General features: G+C 68.9%; 21 protein-coding genes. 10 read left to right on the top strand and 11 right to left on the bottom strand.

Translation table 11 applies throughout. From position 1 onward, the window contains the following. The first annotated feature begins 121 nt into the window (after nucleotides 1–121). From K3U94_RS06610 to K3U94_RS24090, 6 genes are all read left to right on the top strand, one after another. Nucleotides 122–757 (top strand): TetR/AcrR family transcriptional regulator, encoded by a 636-nt coding sequence (locus K3U94_RS06610; RefSeq protein ID WP_220695986.1) that lies wholly within the window; start codon nucleotides 122–124, stop codon nucleotides 755–757. Further along, entirely contained in the window at nucleotides 747–1,652 is a 906-nt protein-coding gene (locus K3U94_RS06605) for an ABC transporter ATP-binding protein (RefSeq protein ID WP_220695985.1), read from the top strand. The genes K3U94_RS06610 and K3U94_RS06605 overlap by 11 nt, the downstream gene beginning before the upstream one ends. After that, complete coding sequence (locus tag K3U94_RS06600) at nucleotides 1,649–3,283, top strand: ABC transporter permease (RefSeq protein ID WP_220695984.1); 1,635 nt, start codon at nucleotides 1,649–1,651, stop codon at nucleotides 3,281–3,283. The genes K3U94_RS06605 and K3U94_RS06600 overlap by 4 nt, the downstream gene beginning before the upstream one ends. Nucleotides 3,284–3,293: 10 nt before the next feature. Continuing rightward, nucleotides 3,294–3,968, top strand: coding sequence for a methyltransferase family protein (locus K3U94_RS06595; RefSeq protein WP_220695983.1), 675 nt, complete (start codon nucleotides 3,294–3,296; stop codon nucleotides 3,966–3,968). 17 nt (nucleotides 3,969–3,985) lie between these two features. After that, nucleotides 3,986–4,660, top strand: coding sequence for a methyltransferase family protein (locus tag K3U94_RS06590; RefSeq protein ID WP_220696701.1), 675 nt, complete (start codon nucleotides 3,986–3,988; stop codon nucleotides 4,658–4,660). 91 nt (nucleotides 4,661–4,751) lie between these two features. Next, entirely contained in the window at nucleotides 4,752–6,137 is a 1,386-nt protein-coding gene (locus K3U94_RS24090; RefSeq protein WP_220695982.1) for a DUF2599 domain-containing protein, read from the top strand. Nucleotides 6,138–6,141: 4 nt separating this feature from the next. Here K3U94_RS24090 and glgC read toward each other — a convergent pair whose 3' ends face one another. Next, nucleotides 6,142–7,356 carry a glucose-1-phosphate adenylyltransferase gene (gene glgC, locus K3U94_RS06580; protein WP_047317108.1) on the bottom strand — a complete coding sequence of 405 codons (1,215 nt, stop codon included), beginning with the start codon at nucleotides 7,354–7,356 and terminating at the stop codon, nucleotides 6,142–6,144. 139 nt (nucleotides 7,357–7,495) lie between these two features. Here glgC and glgA point away from each other — a divergent pair, with 139 nt between their 5' ends. After that, nucleotides 7,496–8,656 (top strand): glycogen synthase, encoded by a 1,161-nt coding sequence (glgA, locus tag K3U94_RS06575; protein WP_220695981.1) that lies wholly within the window; start codon nucleotides 7,496–7,498, stop codon nucleotides 8,654–8,656. Nucleotides 8,657–8,671: 15 nt separating this feature from the next. On the opposite strand, the gene K3U94_RS06570 is transcribed toward glgA, so the two are convergent. From K3U94_RS06570 to folP, 5 genes are all read right to left on the bottom strand, one after another. After that, on the bottom strand, nucleotides 8,672–8,839 hold the full coding sequence (locus K3U94_RS06570; RefSeq protein WP_003885506.1) for a DUF3117 domain-containing protein: 168 nt from the start codon (nucleotides 8,837–8,839) through the stop codon (nucleotides 8,672–8,674). A 166-nt stretch (nucleotides 8,840–9,005) separates the two neighbouring features. Continuing rightward, complete coding sequence (locus tag K3U94_RS06565; RefSeq protein WP_220695980.1) at nucleotides 9,006–9,581, bottom strand: DNA-3-methyladenine glycosylase I; 576 nt, start codon at nucleotides 9,579–9,581, stop codon at nucleotides 9,006–9,008. After that, nucleotides 9,578–9,889: a DivIVA domain-containing protein gene (locus K3U94_RS06560; RefSeq protein ID WP_047317111.1), complete on the bottom strand. Its 312-nt coding sequence runs from the start codon at nucleotides 9,887–9,889 to the stop codon at nucleotides 9,578–9,580. Before K3U94_RS06560 ends, K3U94_RS06565 begins: the two co-directional genes overlap by 4 nt. Before the next feature lie 73 nt (nucleotides 9,890–9,962). After that, the gene (locus K3U94_RS06555; RefSeq protein ID WP_047317112.1) at nucleotides 9,963–10,901 is read right to left on the bottom strand and encodes a glucosyl-3-phosphoglycerate synthase; all 939 of its coding nucleotides are present in this window, start codon (nucleotides 10,899–10,901) and stop codon (nucleotides 9,963–9,965) included. Beyond that, complete coding sequence (gene folP / locus K3U94_RS06550) at nucleotides 10,898–11,722, bottom strand: dihydropteroate synthase (RefSeq protein WP_230987578.1); 825 nt, start codon at nucleotides 11,720–11,722, stop codon at nucleotides 10,898–10,900. Before folP ends, K3U94_RS06555 begins: the two co-directional genes overlap by 4 nt. Nucleotides 11,723–11,824: 102 nt before the next feature. On the opposite strand from folP, the gene K3U94_RS06545 reads away from it, so the two are divergent. Continuing rightward, a complete protein-coding gene (locus K3U94_RS06545) occupies nucleotides 11,825–12,604 on the top strand; it encodes a DUF2127 domain-containing protein (RefSeq protein WP_220695978.1) in 780 nt (259 codons plus the stop codon). Between the two features lie 9 nt (nucleotides 12,605–12,613). Here the strand turns inward: K3U94_RS06545 and fadD6 are convergent, their stop codons facing one another. Beyond that, nucleotides 12,614–14,401, bottom strand: coding sequence for a long-chain-acyl-CoA synthetase FadD6 (gene fadD6 / locus K3U94_RS06540; protein ID WP_220695977.1), 1,788 nt, complete (start codon nucleotides 14,399–14,401; stop codon nucleotides 12,614–12,616). Nucleotides 14,402–14,442: 41 nt separating this feature from the next. After that, nucleotides 14,443–15,006: a cytokinin riboside 5'-monophosphate phosphoribohydrolase gene (gene log / locus K3U94_RS06535; RefSeq protein WP_047317116.1), complete on the bottom strand. Its 564-nt coding sequence runs from the start codon at nucleotides 15,004–15,006 to the stop codon at nucleotides 14,443–14,445. Nucleotides 15,007–15,053: 47 nt separating this feature from the next. Between log and K3U94_RS06530 the strand changes: the two genes are divergently transcribed. Beyond that, a complete protein-coding gene (locus K3U94_RS06530) occupies nucleotides 15,054–17,084 on the top strand; it encodes an AAA family ATPase (RefSeq protein ID WP_220695976.1) in 2,031 nt (676 codons plus the stop codon). Here the strand turns inward: K3U94_RS06530 and dapE are convergent. Further along, nucleotides 17,074–18,153, bottom strand: a complete 1,080-nt coding sequence (gene dapE, locus K3U94_RS06525) for a succinyl-diaminopimelate desuccinylase (protein WP_220695975.1) — start codon at nucleotides 18,151–18,153, stop codon at nucleotides 17,074–17,076. The genes K3U94_RS06530 and dapE overlap by 11 nt on opposite strands. Nucleotides 18,154–18,256: 103 nt before the next feature. On the opposite strand from dapE, the gene dapD reads away from it, so the two are divergent. Further along, entirely contained in the window at nucleotides 18,257–19,210 is a 954-nt protein-coding gene (gene dapD, locus K3U94_RS06520; protein WP_220696700.1) for a 2,3,4,5-tetrahydropyridine-2,6-dicarboxylate N-succinyltransferase, read from the top strand. Here the strand turns inward: dapD and K3U94_RS06515 are convergent. Next, complete coding sequence (locus K3U94_RS06515) at nucleotides 19,207–22,104, bottom strand: MMPL/RND family transporter (RefSeq protein ID WP_220695974.1); 2,898 nt, start codon at nucleotides 22,102–22,104, stop codon at nucleotides 19,207–19,209. The two genes, dapD and K3U94_RS06515, sit on opposite strands and share 4 nt — an antisense overlap. Next, nucleotides 22,101–22,526, bottom strand: a complete 426-nt coding sequence (locus K3U94_RS06510) for an MmpS family transport accessory protein (RefSeq protein WP_047317121.1) — start codon at nucleotides 22,524–22,526, stop codon at nucleotides 22,101–22,103. The genes K3U94_RS06515 and K3U94_RS06510 overlap by 4 nt, the downstream gene beginning before the upstream one ends. Between the last annotated feature and the right edge of the window lie 16 nt (nucleotides 22,527–22,542).

Raw genomic sequence — 22,542 nt, 5'->3', positions numbered from 1 at the left:
GCGCGAGCGTGCGCGTTGGTACGCGACACGCCGCGTTCTGACGGACAAACACGCACCCTCGCGCCAATGGGGGCGGGCAAGGTCTTGACACCCGACTGAACGCGTGTTTAGCGTATTGAACATGCGTTCAGCGGACTTGACGGCTACGGCGAGAATCCGCGATGCGGCCATCGAGCAGTTCGGGCGGCAGGGATTCGGTGTCAGCGTCCGGGCTATCGCCGAGGCCGCCGGAGTCAGCGCCGCTCTGGTCATCCACCACTTCGGCTCCAAAGAGGGGCTGCGCAAGGCCTGCGACGAGTTCGTCGCCGAAGAGATCCGCAGCGGTAAATCCGAGGCGATGCGCTCGGCTGACCCCGGAACCTGGTTCGCGCAGATGGCCGAAATCGAGTCCTATGCGCCGATGATGGCCTACCTGGTCCGCAGCATGCAGTCCGGCGGCGAGCTGGCAAACACGTTGTGGCGCAGGATGATAGACAACGCCGAAGGCTACCTCGACGAGGGCGTACGCGCCGGCACCCTCAAACCCAGCCGCGACCCCAAAGCCCGGGCCCGCTTCCTGGCCATCAACAACGGCGGCGGATTCCTGCTGTATCTGCAGATGCACGAGAACCCGACCGATCTGCGCGCCGTGCTGCGCGACTACGCGCGCGACATGATCTTGCCCGCGCTCGAGATCTACACCGAGGGCCTGATGACCGACCGCACCATGTACGACGCTTTCCTGGCGACCGAACAAGGGGGAACGGATGCGACCTGACAACCATTGGCCGGCAATCGAAATCCGCGGACTAGAGAAGAGCTTCGGCCAGGTCAAGGCGCTCGACGGACTGGACCTGACCGTCTACGGCGGCGAGGTGCACGGCTTCCTCGGCCCCAACGGCGCCGGCAAATCCACCACCATCCGCATCCTGCTGGGCCTGGTGAAGGCCGACAGTGGGACCGTGCGGCTGCTCGGCGGTGATCCCTGGACCGACGCGGTCGAGCTGCACCGCGAGATCGCCTACGTGCCAGGCGATGTCACCTTGTGGCCGGCATTGACCGGAGGCGAGATCATCGACCTGCTGGCGCGGATGCGCGGCGGCCTCGACGAGCGGCGCCGCGACGAGTTGATCGAGCGCTTCGACCTGGACCCGAGCAAGAAGGCCCGCACCTACTCCAAGGGCAACCGCCAGAAGGTCTCGCTGATCTCCGCCTTCTCCTCGCACGCCCGGCTGCTCGTGCTCGACGAGCCCAGCACCGGACTGGACCCCTTGATGGAGAACGTCTTCCAGCAATGCGTCGCCGAGGCGAGCCGGCGCGGCGCCACCGTTCTGCTGTCCAGCCACATTCTGGCCGAGACCGAGACCCTGTGCCAGCGGGTGACGATCATCCGGGCCGGGCGCGTGGTCGAAAGCGGCTCGCTGGAATCGCTGCGGCACCTGCGTCGCACCTCGATTCAGGCTGACCTGATGCGCGATCCCGGTGATCTGACCCGCATCCCGGGGGTCGCGGACGTGCGATACACCGGCACCGTGCTGCATGCGCAGGTCGACAGCGCCAGCCTCGCAGAGCTCATCGCGGTGCTCGGCGCAGCCGGCGTGCGCAGCCTCACCAGCCAACCACCGACGCTCGAAGAGCTGTTCCTGCGTCACTACGACACGGTCCGGGTATGACTGCCGTCGTCGTCCAACCCGCGTCACCGCACTACCGCCGGGGCGGGTCGAATCTCGTTGGCACGCTGGGGCTGCTGCGCCTGTGCCTGCGACGCGACCGCATCGTGCTGCCACTGTGGGTGCTGCTGTTGTCGCTGCCGCTGGCCAGCGTCTACATCGCGAGCGTCGAGGCGATCTATCCCACCGCCGCCGACCGCGCCGGCCTGGCCGCGACCATCATGGCCAGCCCGGCGCAGCGCGCGATGTACGGCCAGGTCTACAACGACTCCCTCGGCGCGGTGGGCATTTGGAAGGCCGGGATTTTCCACCTGCTGATCGCGGTCGCGGTGATCCTGACCGTCATCCGGCACACCCGCGCCGACGAGGAGACCGGCCGCACCGAGCTGATCGACTCGACCGCGGTGGGCCGCTATGCCGGGCTGACCGGCGCGCTACTGCTGGCCTCGGGTGCGTCGGTGGCCACCGGTGTGATCGGGGCGGCGGGCCTGCTGACCACCGCCGTGCCGGCCGCCGGATCGTGGGCGTTCGGAGCGGCACTGGCCTGCTCCGGGCTGGTGTTCACCGCCGTGGCCGCGGTTGCCGCCCAGTTGTCACCCAGCGCACGGTTCGCCCGCGGCGCCGCGTTCGGCGTGCTGGCCGGCGCGTTCACGCTGCGCGCCGTGGGCGATGCGGGATCGGGTGCGCTGTCGTGGCTCTCACCCCTGGGCTGGTCGCTACAGGTCCGGCCGTACGCCGGTGACCGCTGGTGGGTGCTGCTACTGCATCTGGCCGCGACGGCTGCGCTCACCTGGCTGACCTATCGGCTCGCCGCCCGCCGCGATGTCGGGGCCGGGCTGCTGGCCGACCGTCCGGGCCCCCGCCGGGCGGCGCCGACGCTGGCGGGCACGTTCGGCTTGACGTGGCGGCTCGACCGCGGGGCGCTGCGGCTGTGGACGACTGCCCTGGTGCTCTACGGGCTGCTGGTCGGCAGCGTGGTGCACGGTATCGGCGACGAAGTGGGCAGCGATCGCGCCCGCGACGTCGTCATTCGGCTGGGCGGTACCGCGGCGCTGGAGCATGCATTCGTCGCGGTGGCGTTCACCATGCTGGGCATGGTCGCGGCAGCTTTCGCGGTGTCGCTGGTACTGCGGCTGCACCAGGAGGAAGCCGCAACGCGCGCCGAGACGCTGCTCGCCGGAGCGTTGTCGCGAAATCGTTGGTTGGCAAGCCATCTGGTGGCCGCACTGGCCGGATCGACGCTCGCGATGCTCGCTGCCGGGCTGGTGGCCGGAATCGTCTACGGGACGGCGACCGGCGACATCGGCGCCCAGGTGCCCGCGGTGGTGGGCAGCGCCGCCGTGCAGTTACCGGCGGTCTGGCTGCCCGCGGCCGTGGCGGTCGCCTTGTTCGGGCTCGTCCCCAAGGTCGCGCCCGCCGCGTGGGCGGTGCTGACCGGGTTCGTCGCGCTGTATCTGCTCGGCTCCATCTCCGGACTGCCGCAGTGGGTGCTCGACCTCGAACCATTCGCCCACATCCCGGTGATCGGAGACGGCGCGCTGCGCGTCGTGCCGCTGGTGGTGCTGCTGGCGATCGACGCCGCACTGATCGCCGTGGGCTTGCAGGCCTTCCGGCGCAGGGATCTGACGACATGAGGAGGACGACGTGAAAGCTGTTGGCAAAGGTTTGTTTTCAGCCTTTTTGGGCCTGGTTGCCTTCGGATTGCTGCTGTTCGTGCCGGCCGGGACGGTGCACTACTGGCAGGCCTGGGTGTTCCTCGCGGTGTTCGCCGCGTCCACCTGGATTCCCAGCGTCTACCTGATGCGCACCAATCCGGCCGCACTGGATCGGCGGATGCAAGTAGGACCGCTGGCGGAGACGCGGCCAGTGCAACGGATCGTGATCACCGCCATCTTCATCTGCTTTCCCGCCCTGTTCGTCCTGAGCGCGGTGGATCACCGTCTCGGATGGTCGACGGTGCCGACGGCGGTCTGCCTGTTCGGCGACGTGCTGGTGGCGGCCGGACTGGTCCTGGCCATGGCGGTGGTCATCCAGAACGGTTACGCGGCGGCCAACGTCACCGTCGAAGCGGGCCAGGCGCTGGTCTCCACGGGCCTGTACGGGCTGGTGCGGCACCCGATGTACACCGGGAACGTCCTCCTGATGGCCGGTACGCCACTGGCTCTCGGCTCCTACTGGGGGCTGGTCTTGCTGCTGCCGGGGATGGCCCTGCTGATCGTGCGCATCTTCGACGAGGAGCGGTTGCTGACCCAGGAACTGAGCGGATATCGCGAGTACACCGCGCGGGTGCGGTACCGACTGCTGCCCTACGTGTGGTGAACGAGAAGGCGACGCAGATGAAGGTGATGGCTCAAGCCATCGGCGCCGGCCTGGTCACAGCGGCGCTGTGCGGGTTGCTGTTGTTCTGGGCGGCAGGCACTTTCGACTACTGGCAGGCCTGGACATTCCTGGCGGTCTACACCACGATCAGCATCGCGTGCTGCGTCTACTGGGGCCTCACCAATCCGGCAGTGCTGCAGCGGCGGCTGCGCGGCGGCCCGAAGGCCGAAACCCGGATCCCGCAGAAACTGGCCAGCACAGCCCTGGTCGTTGCATTCGCGGCCGGGTTGGTGGTCAGCGCGCTGGATCACCGGTTCGGGTGGTCAGCCCCGCCGACGGCCGTGCCGATACTCGGCGAAGCCCTGGCGGTGCTCGGATTCGGCCTTGGCGTGCTGTCCATCATGGAGAACAACTACGCCGCAGCCAACATCACCGTCGAGAACGAACAGCCGGTGATATCGACCGGGATGTACGGCTTGGTCCGCCACCCGATGTACTTCGCCGCGCTGGTCACGATGATCGGCATACCGCTGGCCCTCGGCTCGTACTGGGGGCTGGTGGGCGCACTCGCCTACGTGCCCATCCTGGTGGTCCGAATCTTCGACGAGGAGCGGTTGCTGGCCCAGGAGCTCAGCGGATACCGCGAATACACCCGCCACGTCCGCTACCGTCTGCTGCCCTACCTCTGGTGATGGGCTCGGCGGGATACCGCCGCGGACTCCAGTGGCTTACAGTTCCCTAAGTAAAGACTGTTAGTTCCTACTTAGGGAGATCGGTAGAGCCATGCGCGCACGCAAGCAGGGCAGCGTCACCCGCGGTATCGGCACCCGCACCGTCTCCCCCACCCGGACGGCCGCCGCTGCAGCAGGCGCCCTGGTAGTGGGCCTCACCCCGATGCTGGCCGCCGCCCCGGCGCAGGCGGACTGGGACTGGCTGCTCGATGCAGCGGCGCCGGTGGAAGTCGCCGGCAGCGCGGCAGGCGGACTCGACTTGGGCAGCCTGATGGCGCTGGTCCAGTCTTTCACCGACCAACTCGATCCGGCCACCAACAAGCTGTTCTCCGACGTCATTGACGCGGTGCTGGCCTGGCCTGGCCCGAGCCAGTCCCTCGACACCGCCGACTGGGTGAACCAGTTCATCTACGCACCGCTGCATGACGGGCTCCAGCAGTGGATTGCCAGCCCGTTCGGCGAGCTCAGCCTGGGTGTGATCAACGCACCGTTTGCCACGCTGTTCGGCCGCGATCTGATCGGCGACGGCATCGACGGGTTCGACGGCGTCAACACCAGCCTGTTCGGTCAGTCGGGCTGGTTCGGCGACGCCGGTGATGGCGGCTTCCTGTTCGGCGACGGCGGAGCCGGCGTCGCGGGTATCGACGGGATCGGCGGCGCCGGCGGCGACGCGGGCTTCTTCGGCAACGGTGGAGCGGGCGGGCTGGGCGGCGTCGGAGCCGCCGGCGGCGACGGCGGCGCCGGCGGCTGGTTCATGGGCGTGGGCGGCGCGGGCGGTGCCGGCGGCGCGGGTGCGGGCGGCGGCACCGGTGGCGTGGGAGTCGGCATGCTGCTGGGCACCGGGGGCACCGGCGGCGCCGGGGGCATCGGTCTTGCGGGGGACATCGGCGGTGACGGCGGAGTGGGCGGTGCCGGGGCCTGGTGGACGGGCCGCGGCGGCGACGGCGGTGTCGGCGGTGAAGGCGACGGGGACGAAAACGGCGGCGCCGGGGGCGACGGCGGCGCGGGTGGGCTGTTGTTCGGCCGCGGCGGCGACGGCGGCCTCGGCGGTGAAGGCGGCGCGGGTGGCCTGGGCGGCGCGGGCGGCTTCCTGGGCGCCGCGGGAATCAGCGCGGCGCCGTACGTCGCGAACACCCAGTGGGTGACCTACGACGGCGGAACCAGCCTGCGCGTCTACCCGACCGACACCGGCCGAACCGAGGCCGGCGAGCCCGGCACTCTGCGCCAGGGCGAGCAGGCCTGGGCGGAAGTCGTGAAGCGCAACCCGGAGGCCAACAACCCCGGCATGCGCGCGCAGTTCCTGTGCCACTGGCAGTTCGCCGAATTCATCCAGCCCGGCAAGACCAGTTGGAATCTGGAGCCGTGGCGCCCGGACGTGAGCACCCTGAACCTGCTCGCCAACGGCTGCAACCCCGGCGGCGCCGAGGAGCCGTTCTAATCCGCTAGATCCAAACTCCCTTTCCGACGGCCACCACGCCGCCGGCGCTGATGGAGAACCGTTCCCGGTCCTTCTCCAGGTCGACACCGATCATCTCGCCGGGCCCGACCACGACGTTCTTGTCCAGGATCGCGTGCCGCACCACCGCGCCGCGTCCCACCCGGGCCCCGGGCATGATCACGCTGTCCTCCACGATCGCGCCGTCGTCGATCACCACATTCGACGACAGCACCGAGTTGCGCACCGAGCCCGCCGAGATCACGCTGCCGGCGCCCACCACCGACTCCTGCGCCGAGCCGCCGTTGACGAACTTCGCCGGCGCCAGGTTTTCTGTCGCGCCGTGAATCGGCCAGCGGTTGTTGTACAGGTTGAACACCGGGTGCGCTGACACCAAGTCCATGTGCGCGTCGTAGAACGCGTCCAGAGTTCCGACGTCACGCCAGTAGCCGCGATCCCGCTCGGTGGCGCCGGGCACCTCGTTGTCGGAGAAGTCGTAGACCGCGGCCATTCCGTCGGCCACCAGGCGCGGCATGATGTCGCCGCCCATGTCGTGGTCGGAGTGATCATCGTCGGCGTCGGCGCGGATCGCGTCGATCAGCACCTTGGTGGTGAAGACGTAGTTGCCCATCGACACATACGTGCTGGCCGGATCATCGGGCGTGCCAGGAGGGTTCGCCGGCTTCTCCATGAACCCGCGGATCCGGCCGGACTCGTCGGCGTCGATGCAACCGAACGCGGAGGCTTCCGCGCGCGGCACCCGAACCCCCGCGACGGTCGCCCCGGCCCCACTGTCGATGTGGAAGCGCACCATCTGTTCGGGGTCCATCCGGTACACGTGGTCGGCTCCGAAGACCACGATGTAGTCCGGGTCTTCGTCGAAGATCAGGTTCAGCGACTGATAGATGGCGTCGGCGGACCCGGTGTACCAGCGCGGGCCGAGGCGCTGTTGCGCCGGCACCGGCGTGATGTACTCCCCCGCCAGGCCGCTCAACCGCCAGTTCTGCGAGATGTGCCGGTCCAGCGAATGCGACTTGTACTGCGTCAGAACGCAAATCCGCAGGTAGCGAGCGTTGACCAGATTCGACAGCACGAAGTCGATCAACCGGTAGGCACCCCCGAAGGGGACCGCCGGCTTGGCTCGGTCCGCCGTCAGCGGGTGCAGCCGCTTGCCCTCCCCACCGGCCAGGACGATGCCCAGCACATGCGGCGCTTCCCTCATGGCCACAAACCTATCGGCCACTTCGAAGCCCTGCCAGGTTGACCGCACGATTGGCGACGGTTCTTTACAAAAGCGTCGTCACAGATCGCCGGTCGATCCGCTGCGTGGCCGCCGATCTGCGACCGCTACCGTGCCGGTTATGCGGGTGGCGATGCTGACTCGGGAATACCCCCCGGAGATCTATGGCGGTGCGGGTGTCCATGTCACCAACCTGGTCGAAGCGCTGCGGCGGTTGTGTCACGTGGACGTGCACTGCATGGGCGCGCCGCGGCCGGGTGCACACGCGCATCAGCCCGATCCGGCGCTGCGGGACGCCAATCCGGCGCTCGGGACGCTGTCGGCCGACCTGACGATGGTCGACGCCGTCAGCTCGGCCGATGTCGCGCACTCGCACACCTGGTACACCGCGCTGGCCGGCCGGCTGGCGGCGCTGCTGTACGACATCCCGCATGTGCTGACCGCGCATTCGCTGGAGCCGCTGCGCCCCTGGAAGGCCGAACAGCTGGGCGGCGGCTACCGGGTGTCGTCGTGGGCCGAAAAGGAGGCGACGACGGCCGCAGACGCGGTCATCGCGGTCAGCTCGGCCATGCGCGACGACCTGCTGCGGGTCTACCCGGAGTTGCGACCCGACCGCGTGCACGTGATCTACAGCGGCATCGACACCGAGGTCTGGCGTCCGCAGCCCACCGGTGCCGATTCTATGCCGGCCGAACTCGGTGTCGACCCGGACCGGCCGATGGTGGCCTTCGTCGGGCGGATCACCCGCCAAAAGGGGGTGGCCCATCTGGTGGCCGCCGCCCACCGATTCCACCCGGAGGCGCAACTGGTGTTGTGCGCGGGCGCCCCTGACACACGGGAGATCGCCGATGAGGTCAGTGCCGCGGTGGCCGATCTGGCCGCCGCCCGCAGCGGGGTGTTCTGGATTCAGGAGACCCTGCCCGCCCGACAGATCCGCGAATTGCTTTCGGCAGCAACGGTTTTTGTATGCCCGTCGGTGTACGAGCCGCTGGGCATCGTCAATCTGGAGGCGATGGCCTGCGGCACCGCCGTGGTGGCCTCCGACGTCGGCGGTATCCCGGAGGTGGTCACCGACGGCGTGACCGGCACCCTGGTCCACTACGACGGCACCGATCCGGACGGCTACCACGCCGAACTCGCCGAAGCGGTCAACGCTTTGATCACCGACCCGGCCCGTGCGCAGCGTTACGGCGACGCCGGGAGGCGCCGCTGCGAGGAGGTGTTCTCCTGGGCGCGAGTGGCCGAGCAGACCCTGGCCGTCTACCGGCAGGCGGGCCGCTAGCCAGACCGACCCGCCTTAGCTGGTGACGGCTTTGAGTTCGTCGCCGAGCGCAGCGGCCTCGTCGGGAGTCAACTCGACGACCAGCCGTCCACCACCCTCAAGCGGTACCCGCATCACGATGCCGCGCCCCTCTTTGGTCGCTTCCAACGGACCGTCACCGGTCCGGGGCTTCATCGCCGCCATCGAGTGCTCCCTCCAGGTACCAGCCCGCAGGCCGTGCCCATGATCTGCGCCGGGTGTGCTCGGCAGTCGCAGCGTCCGGCTTCGAACTGCAAATTCACTCCGCCATTCTCCCCTATCGGCGACGGCGCGTGCACAAGACCCGATTCCAGGTCGCATTTTAGTGGATCTAGGCAGTTGCCGGCGGCACCCAGCAATCCCGGACGTGGTCGTCAACCATGCCTGTGGCCTGCATCAACGCATACGCGGTCGTGGGTCCCACGAATCGGAACCCGCGACGCTTCAATTCGCGCGCCATCGCCGTCGATTCCGGCGTGACGGCGGGTATTGCCGACAGGTCCACCGGGCGCGGACGTGGCGGCGGGGCGAATGACCACAACAAGTCCGCCAAATCGGTGGAACCCAGGGCAATGGTCGCCCGGGCGTTGGCGATCGTCGACTCGATCTTGGCTCGGTTGCGCACGATGCCGGGATCGTCCATCAGCCGGGCCACGTCGGCGTCGGTGAAGCCGGCGACGGTCTCGACGTCGAAATCGGCGAACGCGCGCCGGAAGTTCTCCCGCTTGCGCAGAATCACCAGCCACGACAGTCCGCTCTGGAAGGCTTCCAGGCTGACCCGCTCGAACAGCGCCGCCCGGTCCCGCACCGGACGGCCCCACTCTTGGTCGTGGTAGTCGCGGTAGAGCACCGAGCCGTTGTTGACCCAGCCGCACCGGATCTGGCCGTCGTCGGGTGCGCTGCTCAACGCGACTCCGCCTCGGTCGCGGCGGCCGCCTGCGCCGCGGCAAGCTGACCGCGGAGCTGGTCAAGCTCGGCGCCGAGGCGCTCCAGCACCCAGTCGACCTCACCGGTGTTGTAGCCGCGCAGCACCTGGGAGAACTTGACCGCGTCGACATCGGCACCCGTGACGCCGGAGGCGGGCAGCATGGTGGCCGTGGTCGCCCGCGGCAGCGGCGGCAGCTGCTCGCCCCGGCCGAACAGCGTGCTGGCCACCCCAAACAGCAGCAACGCGGTGAGCACGAGCACAACGAGGTACAGCAACACCAGTGTCACGGCATCGATAGTGCCTCATTGCACCGACACGGGGGGCGGCGCCGACTGGATCAGCGCTGGCGATCGCCAGGGGTCAACGCTGGCGCAAGGTGTTCATCGGCGGCCGGTCGACCAACGACAACGGCGTGGTGCGCGGCAGATACTCGTCACCGTCCGCGAAGAACTGGGTCAGGCCCACCCCGGAATCCGGGACACCGCACCGCGACAGCAACGTGGCGACGACTTGGCGGCTCATCACGGCCAACTCGGCCAGCGGGCGGTTGCGGTGGGCCCGGACACCCAGGTTGACCTGGGCGATCGCCTCCAGCCCCAACCGGTCGTAGGTGTCGATCAACAGCCCGATCTCCACCCCGTAGCCGGGCGCGAACGGCACCGACGCCAACAGCTCACGACTGCCCGCGTACTCACCGCCCAGCGGCTGCAGCACCGCGCCCAGGTCGGGCCGCAGCGCGGTCAACAGCGGTCGGGCCACCAGCTCGGTGACCCGGCCGCCACCGGTGGGTTCCTCGGTGCCGTTGACCTTCAGCGGGCGCCGGTAGAAACCCTTGACCAGGTGGACGCCGTCACTGGTCAGCAGCGGCCCGACCAGGTTCGGCACGAACATCGGGTCGGGGTCGATCAGGTCGGAGTCGACGAACACCACGATGTCGCCGCTGGTGGCCGCCAGCGACCGCCAGAGGGCTTCGCCCTTACCAGGCTGCGTTGGGACCTCCGGAACCGCCTGTTCGCGGCTGACGACGCGAGCGCCGGCGGCGATGGACCGGATCTCGGTGTCGTCGGTGGAGCCGGAGTCCAGCACGATCAGTTCGTCGACCAGGTTGTCGACCAGGGGCGTGATGCTGTCGATGACCGATTCGATGGTCGCCTGCTCGTTCAGCGCGGGCAGCACCACCGAGATGCTGCGACCGGTGTTGGCCTTGGCCGCCAGCAGCTCGGCCACCGTCCACTGCGGCCGGGTCCAGGTGCGCCCGGACAGCCGGGTGTCGCCCGGCGCCGAGACCAGCTCGGTCATGCCAATCCCCTAACTGTGCGGGTCGGGGCCCGCACGCCCTGGATCGATGCCACCATCTCCAGTACGCGCCGGGTCGGCCCGACCTCGTGAACCCGAAACATCCGGGCTCCGGCGGCCGCCGCCAACGCGGTGGCCGCCAATGTTCCGTCCAGTCGTTCGGTGAGACCCACTCCAAGAGTCTCCCCGATGAAGTCTTTGTTGGAGAGCGCCATCAGCACCGGCCATCCGGTACCGACCAAGTCCTCCGTGTGTCGCAACAACGCTAGCCCGTGGAAGGTGTTCTTGCCGAAATCATGGGTGGGATCGATCAGCACACGGTCGCGCGACACCCCAGCCGCCACCGCCCGTTGCGCGGCCGCGGTGACCTCGCCGATCACCGCTTTCACCACCCCGTCGACGCTGGTGCCGTAGCTCACCCGGAACGGGCGGGTGCGCGGCTTGGCGCCTCCGGTGTGCGAGCAGACCAGCCCGGCCCCGAACTCGGCGGCCACCGCCGGCAGCTCCGGGTCGACCCCGCCCCAGGTGTCGTTGATCAGGTCGGCACCGGCCGCGCAGGCACGTTTGGCCACCTCCGCGCGCCAGGTGTCCACGCTGATCAGCTGCTCGGGGTAGGCGCCGCGCAGCCACTCGATGAACGGCACCACCCGAGCGGTCTCGGTGTCGGCGTCGACGGTCTCCCCCGGCCCGGCCTTGACCCCGCCGACGTCGATGACATCGGCGCCGTCGGCCACTGCGCGGTGCACGGCAGACTTGGCCGCCTCGTCGGTGAACGTGGCGCCCGCGTCGTAGAACGAGTCCGGAGTGCGGTTGACGATCGCCATGATCAGCGCGCGATCAGCCGCCACCGGACGGCCGCAGAAGTGGGACTGCACTGCTCCATGGTGCCTGGTGGCCTACGAGCCCCAGGACACTACCGTGCTCTCATGGTGGATTTTGCTCTCTGCTCGTGCGCAGTTCGTGGGCACGCGACGTTCGCTCCCGATGAGCCGGAACTTCGGACGCGACTGCGGGCCGACACACCCGTGGGCGAGGCATGGCGGTGTTTGCGCTGCGAGACCTTCGTGGTGGGGCCGCCCCGCGGCACCGGCCCAGCCGACACCGCGCCGGAGATTCCCCGTGGCCCGATGCTGCGCGACCGGATCCTGATGCGAGCACTCGCGGTGGAACGCGCTACTCGCTGCGTGATTTTCATGTTGGTGGCTGCCGGGGTGTTCAAGGTCAGGGGATCACGCGAACGCCTGCACGATGCCTTTGAGCGAGACGTGCCGTTGCTGCGACCGTTGGCAGATCAGATCGGTTGGGATCCGGATAACTCGAAGATCATCCGGCACATCGCCGAGGCGTTCGCCCTGTCGTCGTCGACGCTGCTGTGGATCGCCGTGGGGCTGGCGGCCTATGCGGCGATCGAGCTTGTCGAGGCGGTCGGACTGTGGCTGATGCAACGGTGGGGCGAGTACTTCGCAGTGGTCGCGACCGGTGTCTTTCTTCCCCTGGAGATCTACGAGCTGACCGAGAAGATCACGGTTCTTCGTGCTGTCGCCCTGCTGATCAATGTCGCTGCGGTGATCTGGCTGCTCTGGAGCAAACGACTGTTCGGATTGAACGGCGGCGCCAGGGCCTACCGACAAGCACATGAGACGGCGAGCCTGCTCAGCGTCGAGCGGGCGAGCCTGCGCGAAGCCGATGCCGGCGCAACGCCGTAGGGGGAACCGTCAGCCCTGCGGTCGCTTACCGGCGGCCACCTCGGCGGGGTAGTCGGCGTAGTAGGGCACGTAGCCCTCGCCGCGGCCGGCCAGCACGTACAGCGGGTCCTCTATGACGGCACCGTCACCGCCGTAGCCCTGCTCGCGAAGCTCCACCTTACGACTCTTGAAGGTGCTGGTGTGGGCCATCGACGGCACCACCCGCACGAACAGCGGCACCGCGTAGGAGGGCAGCTGGTCCGAGACCACGGCGGCCAACCCCGCCCCGTCGAACGTCGCGCCGTCACGCAGTTTGATCGCGGCCATCCCGGCACGGCCCCCGGTACCGGGCACCTCCACCCCGTAGACGGCGCACTCCTCGACCGACTCGTCGGCAGTCAGCGCGGCCTCGACCTGCGTGGTGGCGACGTTCTCGCCCTTCCACCGGAAGGTGTCCCCGAGGCGGTCGACGAACGCGGCGTGCCCCATGCCCTGGGGACGCATCAGGTCACCGGTGTTGAACCAGCAGTCGCCGTCGCGGAAGGCGTTGCGCACCAGCTTCTTCTCGTTGGCCTCCGGGTCGGTGTAACCGTCGAACGGCGAGAACCGGTTCACCGGGCTCAACAACAGCCCGGGCTGACCCGCGGGCACCCGCTGCACCCAGCCGTCCTCGCCGCGCAGTGGCAGGCCGGTGTCGGGGTCGTACCGCACGTAGGCCAACGGCAGCGGATAGACACCGGTGCTGCGCGGCACGTTGAACACGTTGAGGAAAGCGCTGTTGCTCTCGCTGGCGGCGTAGAACTCGCAGACCCGCTTGATGCCGAACCGGTGAGTGAACTCGTCCCAGATCTCGGGCCGCAGACCGTTGCCGGCGATCACCCGCACCTTGTGCGCACGATCGGTTGCCTTGGCGGGCTGGTTGAGCAGGTACCGGCAGAGCTCACCGATGTAGACGAACGCGGTGGCGTCGGCGGCGATCACCTCGTCCCAGAACCGCGAGGCCGAGAACGAGCGGCCCAGCGCCAGCGTGGCACCGGCGTTGAGCACCGACGACACCGCCACCGTCAGCGCATTGTTGTGATACAGCGGCAGGCAGCAGTACAGCGTGTCGGTGCCGCGCAGCCGCAGCCCGATGCCCCCGAATGTCGCCAGCGCACGCAGCCACCGGTAGTGCGTCATCACGCTGGCCTTGGGGTAGCCGGTGGTGCCGGAGGTGAAGATGTAGAACGCGGTGTCCTTGGCCAGTACCGCGTTGACCGACGCGGGGTTGCCGGCCGGTGCCGTCGCGGCCAGCCGGTGGAACTCCTCGATGGTCATCGGCGCGTCGGGAGAACCGCAGTCCTTGACGGCATCGACCAGGTCGGACTCCGCGACCAGCAGGGTGGAGCCCAGCACACCCAGGCTGTGGGCCAGCACGTCACCGCGCTGGTGATAGTTGAGCATGCCGGCGACGCCGCCGCATTTGGCGATGGCCAGCATCATCAACACCGCGTCCGGAGAGTTACGCAGCATGATCCCGACGACGTCGCCGTGACCGACGCCGCGGGCGGCCAGCACGGCGGCGTAGCGGTTGACGGTCTCGTTGGCTTCGCGGTAGGTCAGTTGCTGCTCGCCGAACCGGATGAAGACCCGGTCGCTGAAGCGGGCCGCGCAGTCCTGAAAGACCTTGCCGATCGAGGCCTTGGAGGTGGGGCGGGCCCGCAGACCGGTCCACAGCCCACGCAGGATGGTCGGCCCGTCGGCCAACAGGCGGGGCGCACGGGCGAGAACATCGACGAGGCCCACCTGGGTGACGGTGCCGGAGTCGTGGTCGGACACGTTATCGCCTCATTTCACTGAAAGTCGGTGGCCACGCGAGCTTAATCGGTACCGGCGGTACCGGGTGAACAGGCGTCCAGCGCCGCCTCCATGTCGTCGAACACCAGCAGGCGGTCCATCGCACGCCGGGACACGTACCCGGTCTCGATCAGCCCGGACAGCCACGTCCACAGCGCCTCGTAGTGGCCGTCGGGATCCAGCAGCACCACCTCTTTGTCGTGCATACCCAGATACCCCGCGGTCCAGGTTTCGAACAGCTCTTCCAGCGTGCCGATGCCGCCGGGCAGGGTCAGGAATGCGTCGGCGCGGTCGTCCATCACCTGCTTTCGCTCGCGCATGGTGTCGGTGACGATCAGCTCGTCGGCGTCGACATCGGCCACCTCGCGATGCAGCAGCGCTTTGGGGATCACCCCGACGGTATGCCCGCCGCGCTCCCGGGCGGCCACGGCGAGCGCGCCCATCGCCGAGACGTTGCCGCCTCCCCACACCAACGTCCAGCCCCGCTCGGCGATCGCCGCACCGACCTTGGCGGCCAGCGCCAACAGTGCCGGATCGCTGGGACCGGACGCGCAGTAGACACAGACCGCCCATTCGCTGCACCGCACGACCGAAAGGCTATCGGGCCGTTGGCTCAGACCGTAAACTCTCGGCGATGCCGATCCGGTGGAACGTCCCCGAACATTCGGCGGCGTTGGATCAGCTGACCGCGGCGCTCGACGCCGACGGGCCCCGGGCCGGCGCGGTGGTGCTCGGTCCCGACGGGTGCGGCAAGTCCACCCTGGCCCGGTTGGCCGCCGAAGACCACGCCGACCGCCACCCCGGCACCCGGGTGCGCTGGGTGATCGGCACCCCCGCCGAGCGAGACGTGCCGTTCGGCGCCGTCAGCCATCTGGTCCGGGTGGCCGACATCGGCAAACCCGCCGCACTGCTGCGGGCGGCGCGGGCTTCGATGGTCGACGCGGCGGGCGATCTGCTGCTGGTGGTCGACGACGCCCACCTGCTCGACATCTTGTCGGCGACGCTGGTCTACCAGCTGGCGCTGACCGGGACGGCCCGAGTGATCGTCACCGGCCGCGCCGACTGCGCCCCCGCGCCACCGCCGCCGATCACCGCGCTATGGGGCGACGACCTGCTGTCCCGCATCGACATCACCGCCTCCGACGAGGCGGGCGAGGCCGGCCGTGACGTGGACGCCTTCGTGGCGGGCTTGCCGGCCGACGCGCGTGCGGTGCTGGACTACCTGGCCGTCTTCGAACCGCTGGCGCTGGTCGACCTGATCGGCCTCACCAGCGCCGACGCGGTCCGCCAGGCCGAGGAACTGGGCGCGGTGGAGACCCGCGCTCGCGGCGGCCGCGAACCGGACCCCGTGGTCTACACCGCTCACCCGCTGTTCGCCGAGCGGGCCCGCGGCGCGCTGGGCGCCGACGGTGCGCGCGCCCGGCGCACCGAGGTGGTCGGGGCGCTGACGGCCCGGCCCTGCGCACACGTCGGCGAGCAGCTGAGGCTGGCGGCGCTGGCCGCCGACAGCGACGCACCCCAGCCCGCCGCGGACGTGGTGGCCGCGGCGCAGCAGGCGCTGCGGCTGGGCGATCTGCAACTGGGTGAGCGGCTGGCCCGTCACGCCCTGGATCGGTCGGACAGCCTGTCGGCCCGACTGGCGCTGGCGCATGCACTGGGCTGGCAGGGCCGAGGGCGTGACGCCGACGCGGTGCTGGCGGCGGTCGACCCGGCCGGGCTCAGTGAGCCGGAGTTGATGGCCTGGGCGCTGCCGCGGGCCGCCAATCAGTTCTTCATGCTGGGCGAGCCCGAACGCGCCACCGCCTTTCTGGCCGCCACTCGTGGCCGGGTGACCGGCACCGCCCCACGCATCACCCTGGACGCGCTCGGCGCCACCTTCGCGATGAATGCCGGCAACATCGGCCGCGCCGTCGAGGCCGCCACCGCGGTACTGGCCGACCCGGCCGCCGACGACATGGCGGTGGCCTGGGCGGGCAGCGCCGCGGCCCTGTGCGCGGCGCGGTCCGGCCGCTTCGATGACGTCGGCCCGCTGGCACGCCGAGCGCTGGACGCCGAACATCCCGGCGTGCTGCGGTTCACCATCGGGCTCGCCGAGATCACCGCGCTGCTGATGGCCGACCGGCTCGCCGAGGCGCGCGAGCTGGCGTGGCAGTTCACCGATTTCGCCGAGCTGTCCCAGCCCGGGCGGGCGATCGGCGAGGTGCTGGTGGCGCAGGTGCTGATCGCCGCCGACGAGTACGACGCCGCCATCAAGCTGCTGGCACCGGCCGCGGCCACCCTGGAACGCACCGGCTACTCGTGGGGGCCACTGTCGCTGACGCTGCTGGCCACTGCACTGGCCCGCCAGTCCGACATCGCCGGTGCGGCAAAGGCGTTGAGCCGGGCCGAATCCCGGCACGGCACCAAATCGGCACTGTTCGCTCCGGAGTTGGGTATGGCGCGCGCCTGGCAGCGGGCCGGCATGCGCGATCAGCACGGCGCGGTCGCCGCGGCCCGAGACGCCGCCCGGATGGCCGAGCGCACCGGACAGTCGGCGGTGGCGCTGCAGGCCTGGTACGTGGCCGTCCAGCTCGGCGATGCCCGGGCCGTCGATCCGCTGAGCCGGCTGTGCGACGAGATCGACTGCGCGTTCGGCCGGACCGCGCTGGCGCTGGCTAGGAGCTGAGGAACCCGCGCAGCAGCTCCGCCACCGTGCTGATCTGCTCGACCGGCACCCGCTCGTCGACCTTGTGAGCCAGGTTGGGATCGCCCGGCCCGTAGTTGACCGCGGGGATGCCGCGGGCGGCGAACCGGGACACGTCGGTCCAGCCGTACTTGGCCCGTACCCGGCCCCCGGCAGCAGCCACCAGCGCGGCCGCGGCGGGCGCGGTGAGTCCCGGCAGGGCGCCGGCGGCGGAGTCGGTCTGCTCGATCACGACGTGCAGGCCGTCGAACACCTCCTGCACATGGGTCAGCGCCTCATGGGGCGTGCGGTCCGGGGCGAAGCGGAAGTTCACGGTCACGCTCGCGGCATCGGGGATGACGTTGCCGGCGACCCCGCCTTCGATGCGCACCGCCGACAATCCCTCGCGGTAGACACAGCCGTCGATGTCGATGCTGCGCGGCTGGTAGGCGGCCAGTCGGTTCAGCACCGCCCCCAGTTTGTGGATGGCGTTGTCGCCCAGCCAGGAGCGCGCCGAATGCGCCCGGGTGCCCGCCGCGCTGATCACCACCCGCAGCGTGCCCTGACAGCCGGCCTCGATGTAGCCGCCGGTGGGCTCACCGAGGACGGCGACGTCGGCCGTCAGCCAGTCCGGCAGGTTGCGTTCGATGCGGCCCAGCCCGTTGGCGGCCGCCTCGATCTCCTCGCAGTCGTAGAACACGCAGGTCAGATCGTGTGCAGGCTCGACGACGGTGGCCGCCAGGTGCAGGAAGACGGCGACCCCGGATTTCATGTCGACCGTGCCGCAACCGTGCAGCACGTCGCCCTCGTCGCCGGTGGTGGTGCGCCGGCTGGGCAGGTTGCCGGCCGCCGGGACGGTGTCCAGATGCCCGGCCAGCAGCACCCGGGTCGGGCGTCCCAGCTGGGTGCGGGCCAGCACCGCGTCACCGTCGCGGATGATCTCGAAACCGGACGTCTGGGCCCGCAGCGCGGCTTCGACCTCGTCGGCGATCCGCGCCTCGTGCCGCGACTCGCTGGGAATGTCCACCAGCGCCGCGGTCAGGGCAATCGGGTCGGAGCGCAGGTCCAGCACGGGCTCAGCCTAACGGGTCGCGTCTCCCGGCGAGCAGACGTGAAAGCGCCCAATTTTGAGGCGCGCAGGGGGCTTTTGCGTCTGTTCGCCGAAAGAAAGTAGCCTGGCCGGCGTGACTGGAGCTTCGGGCGTCGGGGTAGCGACGCTGGCCGCAGACGGATCGGTGCTCGACACCTGGTTTCCCGCACCGGAGTTGGGCGGCTCCGGCCAGCCCGGGACCACCCGCCTTACCGCGGACGAGGTGCCCGCCGAGCTGGCCGGGCTGCTCGGCGCCGACGAGGACCGTGGCACCGAGACGGTCGCGGTGCGCACCGTGATCGGGTCACTCGACGACGCCGCCGTCGACGCCTACGACGCCTATCTGCGGCTGCACCTGCTGTCGCACCGGCTGGTGGTGCCGCACGGGCTCAACGCCGGCGGACTGTTCGGCGTGCTGACCAACGTGGTGTGGACCAACTACGGTCCGTGCGCCGTCGAGGGCTTCGAGTCAACACGTGCCCGGTTGCGCCGACGCGGACCGGTGACCGTCTACGGCGTGGACAAGTTCCCCCGCATGGTCGACTACGTGCTGCCGTCCGGAGTGCGCATCGCCGACGCGGACCGGGTGCGCCTCGGCGCGCACCTGGCGTCGGGGACCACGGTGATGCACGAAGGCTTCGTCAACTTCAACGCGGGCACGCTGGGCGCCTCGATGGTCGAGGGCCGCATCTCCGCGGGCGTGGTGGTCGGCGACGGCTCGGATGTCGGCGGCGGCGCTTCGATCATGGGAACGCTGTCCGGCGGTGGGACACAGGTGATTTCGATCGGCAAGCGCTGCCTGCTGGGCGCGAACGCCGGGCTGGGCATCCCGCTGGGCGACGACTGCGTCGTCGAGGCCGGGCTGTATGTCACCGCGGGAACCAAGGTCGCTCTGCCCGATGGCACCACGACCAAGGCCCGCGACCTGGCCGGCGGCAACAACCTGTTGTTCCGCCGCAACTCGCAGACCGGTGCGGTCGAGGTGGTGGCCCGCGACGGTCAGGGCATCGCCCTCAACGAGGACCTGCACGCCAACTAAACCAGCACTTCCTCCGGTTCCCGCTGGATCGGTTGCGGCCAGGGCTGCGGAACCGGGCGTGGACGCACGATCTGCGGCCACCAGAACCAGCGCCCCAGCAGAGTGGCGACCGACGGCGTCATCAGGGACCGGACGATCAAGGTGTCGAAGAGCAGGCCCAGCCCGATGGTCGTGCCGACCTGGCCGATCACGATCAACGCGCTGACCGCCATCGAGGCCATGGTGAAGGCGAACACCAGACCCGCGGCCGTCACCACGGCACCGGTGCCGACCATGGCGCGGATCAGCCCGGTGTGCAGACCCGCGTGGATCTCCTCCTTGATCCGCGAGACCAGCAGCAGGTTGTAATCCGCGCCGACGGCCAGCAGCACGATGACCGACATCGGCAGCACCATCCAGTGCAGCGGGATGCCGACGATGTGCTGCCAGAGCAGGACTGACAGGCCGAACGCGGAACCAAGACTGAGCACCACCGTGCCGACGATCACCGTCGCGGCGACCACGGCGCGGGTCAGGACCATCATGATGATGAAGATCAGGATCAGCGCGGCCGTCGCAACGATCATCAGGTCGTAGTTGGCGCCCTGCTGCATGTCGTAGAACATCGCGGCGCTGCCGCCGAGATAGATCTTGGCCCCCTCGAACGGTGTTCCCTTGATCGCATCGGCCGCGGCGACCTTGAGCGATTCGATGCGCGATATTCCCTCGGGCGTCAAGGGGTCGCCCTGGTGAATGATGGTGAACCGCACCGCATGACCGTCCGGCGACAGGAACAGCTTGATACCGCGCTTGAAGTCGGCGGTGTCGAAGGCTTCCGGCGGAAGGTAGAACGAATCGTCGTTCTTGGCGGCGTCGAAAGCCTCGCCCATGGCCGTGGAGTTCTCCTGCATCGCCATGTTCTGGTCCTGCTGGGCCTTCTGCACCTGGTACTGGTTGAGCAACGTCTGCTTCTGGTTCTTCATCGACTGGATCTGCGCCGGCATCACCGCGACCATCCGCGGCATCAGCTCGGCCATGCGCTGCATGTCGGGCACGATCTCATCGAAGTCGGCGGACATGGTGTCGACGCCGTCCAGGGCATCGAAGATCGACCGCAAAGACCAGCAGATGGGGATGTCGAAGCAGTGCGGCTCCCAGTAGAAGTAGTTGCGGAACACCCGGAAGAAGTCGTCGAAATCGGCCATGTGGTTACGCATCTCGCCGATGTCGACCGCCGTGTTGGACATCTTGTCGGCCATCCGCTGCGACACCTCGGCCAGGTCCTGCTGGATGTTCATCATCTCGGTCATCGAGTCGATGCTGGCCTGCAGATCGTCGGCCTGCTTGAGCAGGTTCTCCAGGTTGGTCTGCATGTAGTCGTTGTTCATCAGCTGGGCCGTGCCGCTCTGGCCCAGGGTGTACGGGATCGTCGAATGTTTGACCGGGTCTCCGTCGGGGCGGGTGATGGTCTGCACCTGGGCGATGCCGTGCACGTTCTTGAGAGCTTTGGCGATCTTGTCGATCACCAGGAAGTCCGCCGGGTTACGCAGGTCCCGGTCGGTTTCGACCATCATCAGGTCCGGGTTCATCTTCGCCTGGGAGAAGTGCCGGAACGCGGCCGAGTAACCCACGTTCGCGGCGACGTCGTCGGGCAGGTAGATGCGGTCGTTGTAGCTGGTGTGGTAGCCGGGCAGCGCGAGCAGGCCGATCAGCGCCGCCGCGACGGCGGCCACCAGGATCGCCCCGGGCCAGCGAACGGTTGAGGTGCCGACCCGGTGCCACCCGGTCGACCGGGTGACGCGCTTGGGCTCCAGCACCCGACCGAAGCGACTGCACACCGAGATGACGGCGGGCCCCAGGGTCAATGCCGCGGCGACCACGATCACCATGCCGATCGACAGCGGGAAGCCCATCGTCTGGAAGTACGGCAGCCGGGTGAAGTGCAGGCAGAACGTCGCCCCGGCGATGGTCAGCCCGGAGGCCAACACCACGTGCGCGGTTCCGTGGAACATGCTGTAGTACGCGGCTTCTCGGTCCTCACCGGCTTTGCGTGCCTCCTGATATCGGCCGATCAGGAAGATCGCGTAGTCGGTGGAGGCGGCGATGGCCAGCGTCACCAGCATGTTGGTGGCGAAGGTCGTCAGGCCGAACAGGTTGTGGAATCCCAGGAATGCCACCAGTCCTCGGGCAGCCGACAGCTCGAACACGACCATCAGCAACACGATCAGCGTGGTGATGACGGATCGGTACACGCCCAACAACATCACCGTGATGACGGCGAAGGTGAGCATTTCGATGGTCTCCATGCTCTTGTCGCCGACGTGGTTCTGGTCGGAGCTTGTTGCCGCCGGCCCCGTCACATAGGCCTTCACACCGGCGGGAGCGGGGAGGCCGGATGCGATGTGGCGCACCGCGTCCACCGACTCGTTGGCCAGCGTCTCACCCTGGTCGCCGGCGATGTAGACCTGCACGTAGGCGGCCTTGCCGTCGGCGCTCTGGGCGCCCTTGGCAGTGAGCGTGTCGCCCCAGAAGTCCTGGACGTGCTGGACGTGGGCGGTGTCGGCACGCAGATCACGCACCATGCGGTCATAGAACTCATGCGCCGCCGCACCCAGTGGCTCGTCGCCTTCGAGCACGATCATCACCGAGCTGGAAGTGTCGTACTCCTGGAACACCTTTCCGACCCGCTTGGTGGCGATCATCGACGGTGCGTCATTGGGGCTCATCGACACCGCACGCAGCTTGCCGACGTCCTCGAGCTGCGGGACGACGATGTTCAGCACGGCGATCAGGGCGATCCAGGCCAGGATGATAGGCACCGCGAACCTCCGGATGAACCGGGGTAGCCGCGGGCGCTCGGCGGGACGTGCCGCCGGAATGGTCACGGTCGGCGCGTCGTCCGTCGGCGCGGTCATGCTGCCTTCACAAAGCAGAAGGTCTCGGCATTCACTCCGGTGGCCGTCCTTTCCTGTTTGACCTCGTCGTCGACGGTGACCCGGCAGCTGATGCTGTCGCCGTCGCCCTGGGCCAGGATGTTGGGCATCACCGAGGGCAAGGTGGTCTGCAGAGTCAGAGTCCACGGCAGCGCCACATCCGTGACGCGCTGCGGCTTGCCTTCGAGGTCCATGTAGTTGATGACGGCCGTGGTGCCCGAACCGAAGATCTCGTAGGTGACGAACTTCGGGTTGAAGTCCTCGGCGTTGTCCGAGGACAAGTCGGTCACCACGACCGGATGCGCACCGAACACGGTCCGCAGCTGGGCGACGGTGAGAGCTCCCGCCGCGACTGCCGTCACGATCAAAGCGGGCAGCCAAACCCGGCTGATCAGCCTTTTCATCGTCTGCCTTCCCCGA

The organism is Mycolicibacter heraklionensis, assembly GCF_019645815.1.
Lineage (GTDB): Bacteria > Actinomycetota > Actinomycetes > Mycobacteriales > Mycobacteriaceae > Mycobacterium > Mycobacterium heraklionense.
The sequence above is the reverse complement of the archived record's forward strand: the minus strand, read 5'-3'. Positions and strand labels throughout refer to the sequence as shown.

Bases quoted from the DNA above. Each gene is read 5' to 3' on its own strand.
- K3U94_RS06610 (WP_220695986.1), top strand. From the start codon at position 122: ATGCGTTCAGCGGACTTGACGGCTACGGCGAGAATCCGCGATGCGGCC.
- K3U94_RS06605 (WP_220695985.1), top strand. From the start codon at position 747: ATGCGACCTGACAACCATTGGCCGGCAATCGAAATCCGCGGACTAGAG.
- K3U94_RS06600 (WP_220695984.1), top strand. From the start codon at position 1,649: ATGACTGCCGTCGTCGTCCAACCCGCGTCACCGCACTACCGCCGGGGC.
- K3U94_RS06590 (WP_220696701.1), top strand. From the start codon at position 3,986: ATGAAGGTGATGGCTCAAGCCATCGGCGCCGGCCTGGTCACAGCGGCG.
- K3U94_RS24090 (WP_220695982.1), top strand. From the start codon at position 4,752: ATGCGCGCACGCAAGCAGGGCAGCGTCACCCGCGGTATCGGCACCCGC.
- glgC (WP_047317108.1), bottom strand. From the start codon at position 7,356: ATGAGGGAAGCGCCGCATGTGCTGGGCATCGTCCTGGCCGGTGGGGAG.
- glgA (WP_220695981.1), top strand. From the start codon at position 7,496: ATGCGGGTGGCGATGCTGACTCGGGAATACCCCCCGGAGATCTATGGC.
- K3U94_RS06570 (WP_003885506.1), bottom strand. From the start codon at position 8,839: ATGGCGGCGATGAAGCCCCGGACCGGTGACGGTCCGTTGGAAGCGACC.
- K3U94_RS06555 (WP_047317112.1), bottom strand. From the start codon at position 10,901: ATGACCGAGCTGGTCTCGGCGCCGGGCGACACCCGGCTGTCCGGGCGC.
- folP (WP_230987578.1), bottom strand. From the start codon at position 11,722: ATGGCGATCGTCAACCGCACTCCGGACTCGTTCTACGACGCGGGCGCC.
- K3U94_RS06545 (WP_220695978.1), top strand. From the start codon at position 11,825: ATGGTGGATTTTGCTCTCTGCTCGTGCGCAGTTCGTGGGCACGCGACG.
- K3U94_RS06530 (WP_220695976.1), top strand. From the start codon at position 15,054: ATGCCGATCCGGTGGAACGTCCCCGAACATTCGGCGGCGTTGGATCAG.
- K3U94_RS06515 (WP_220695974.1), bottom strand. From the start codon at position 22,104: ATGACCGCGCCGACGGACGACGCGCCGACCGTGACCATTCCGGCGGCA.
- K3U94_RS06510 (WP_047317121.1), bottom strand. From the start codon at position 22,526: ATGAAAAGGCTGATCAGCCGGGTTTGGCTGCCCGCTTTGATCGTGACG.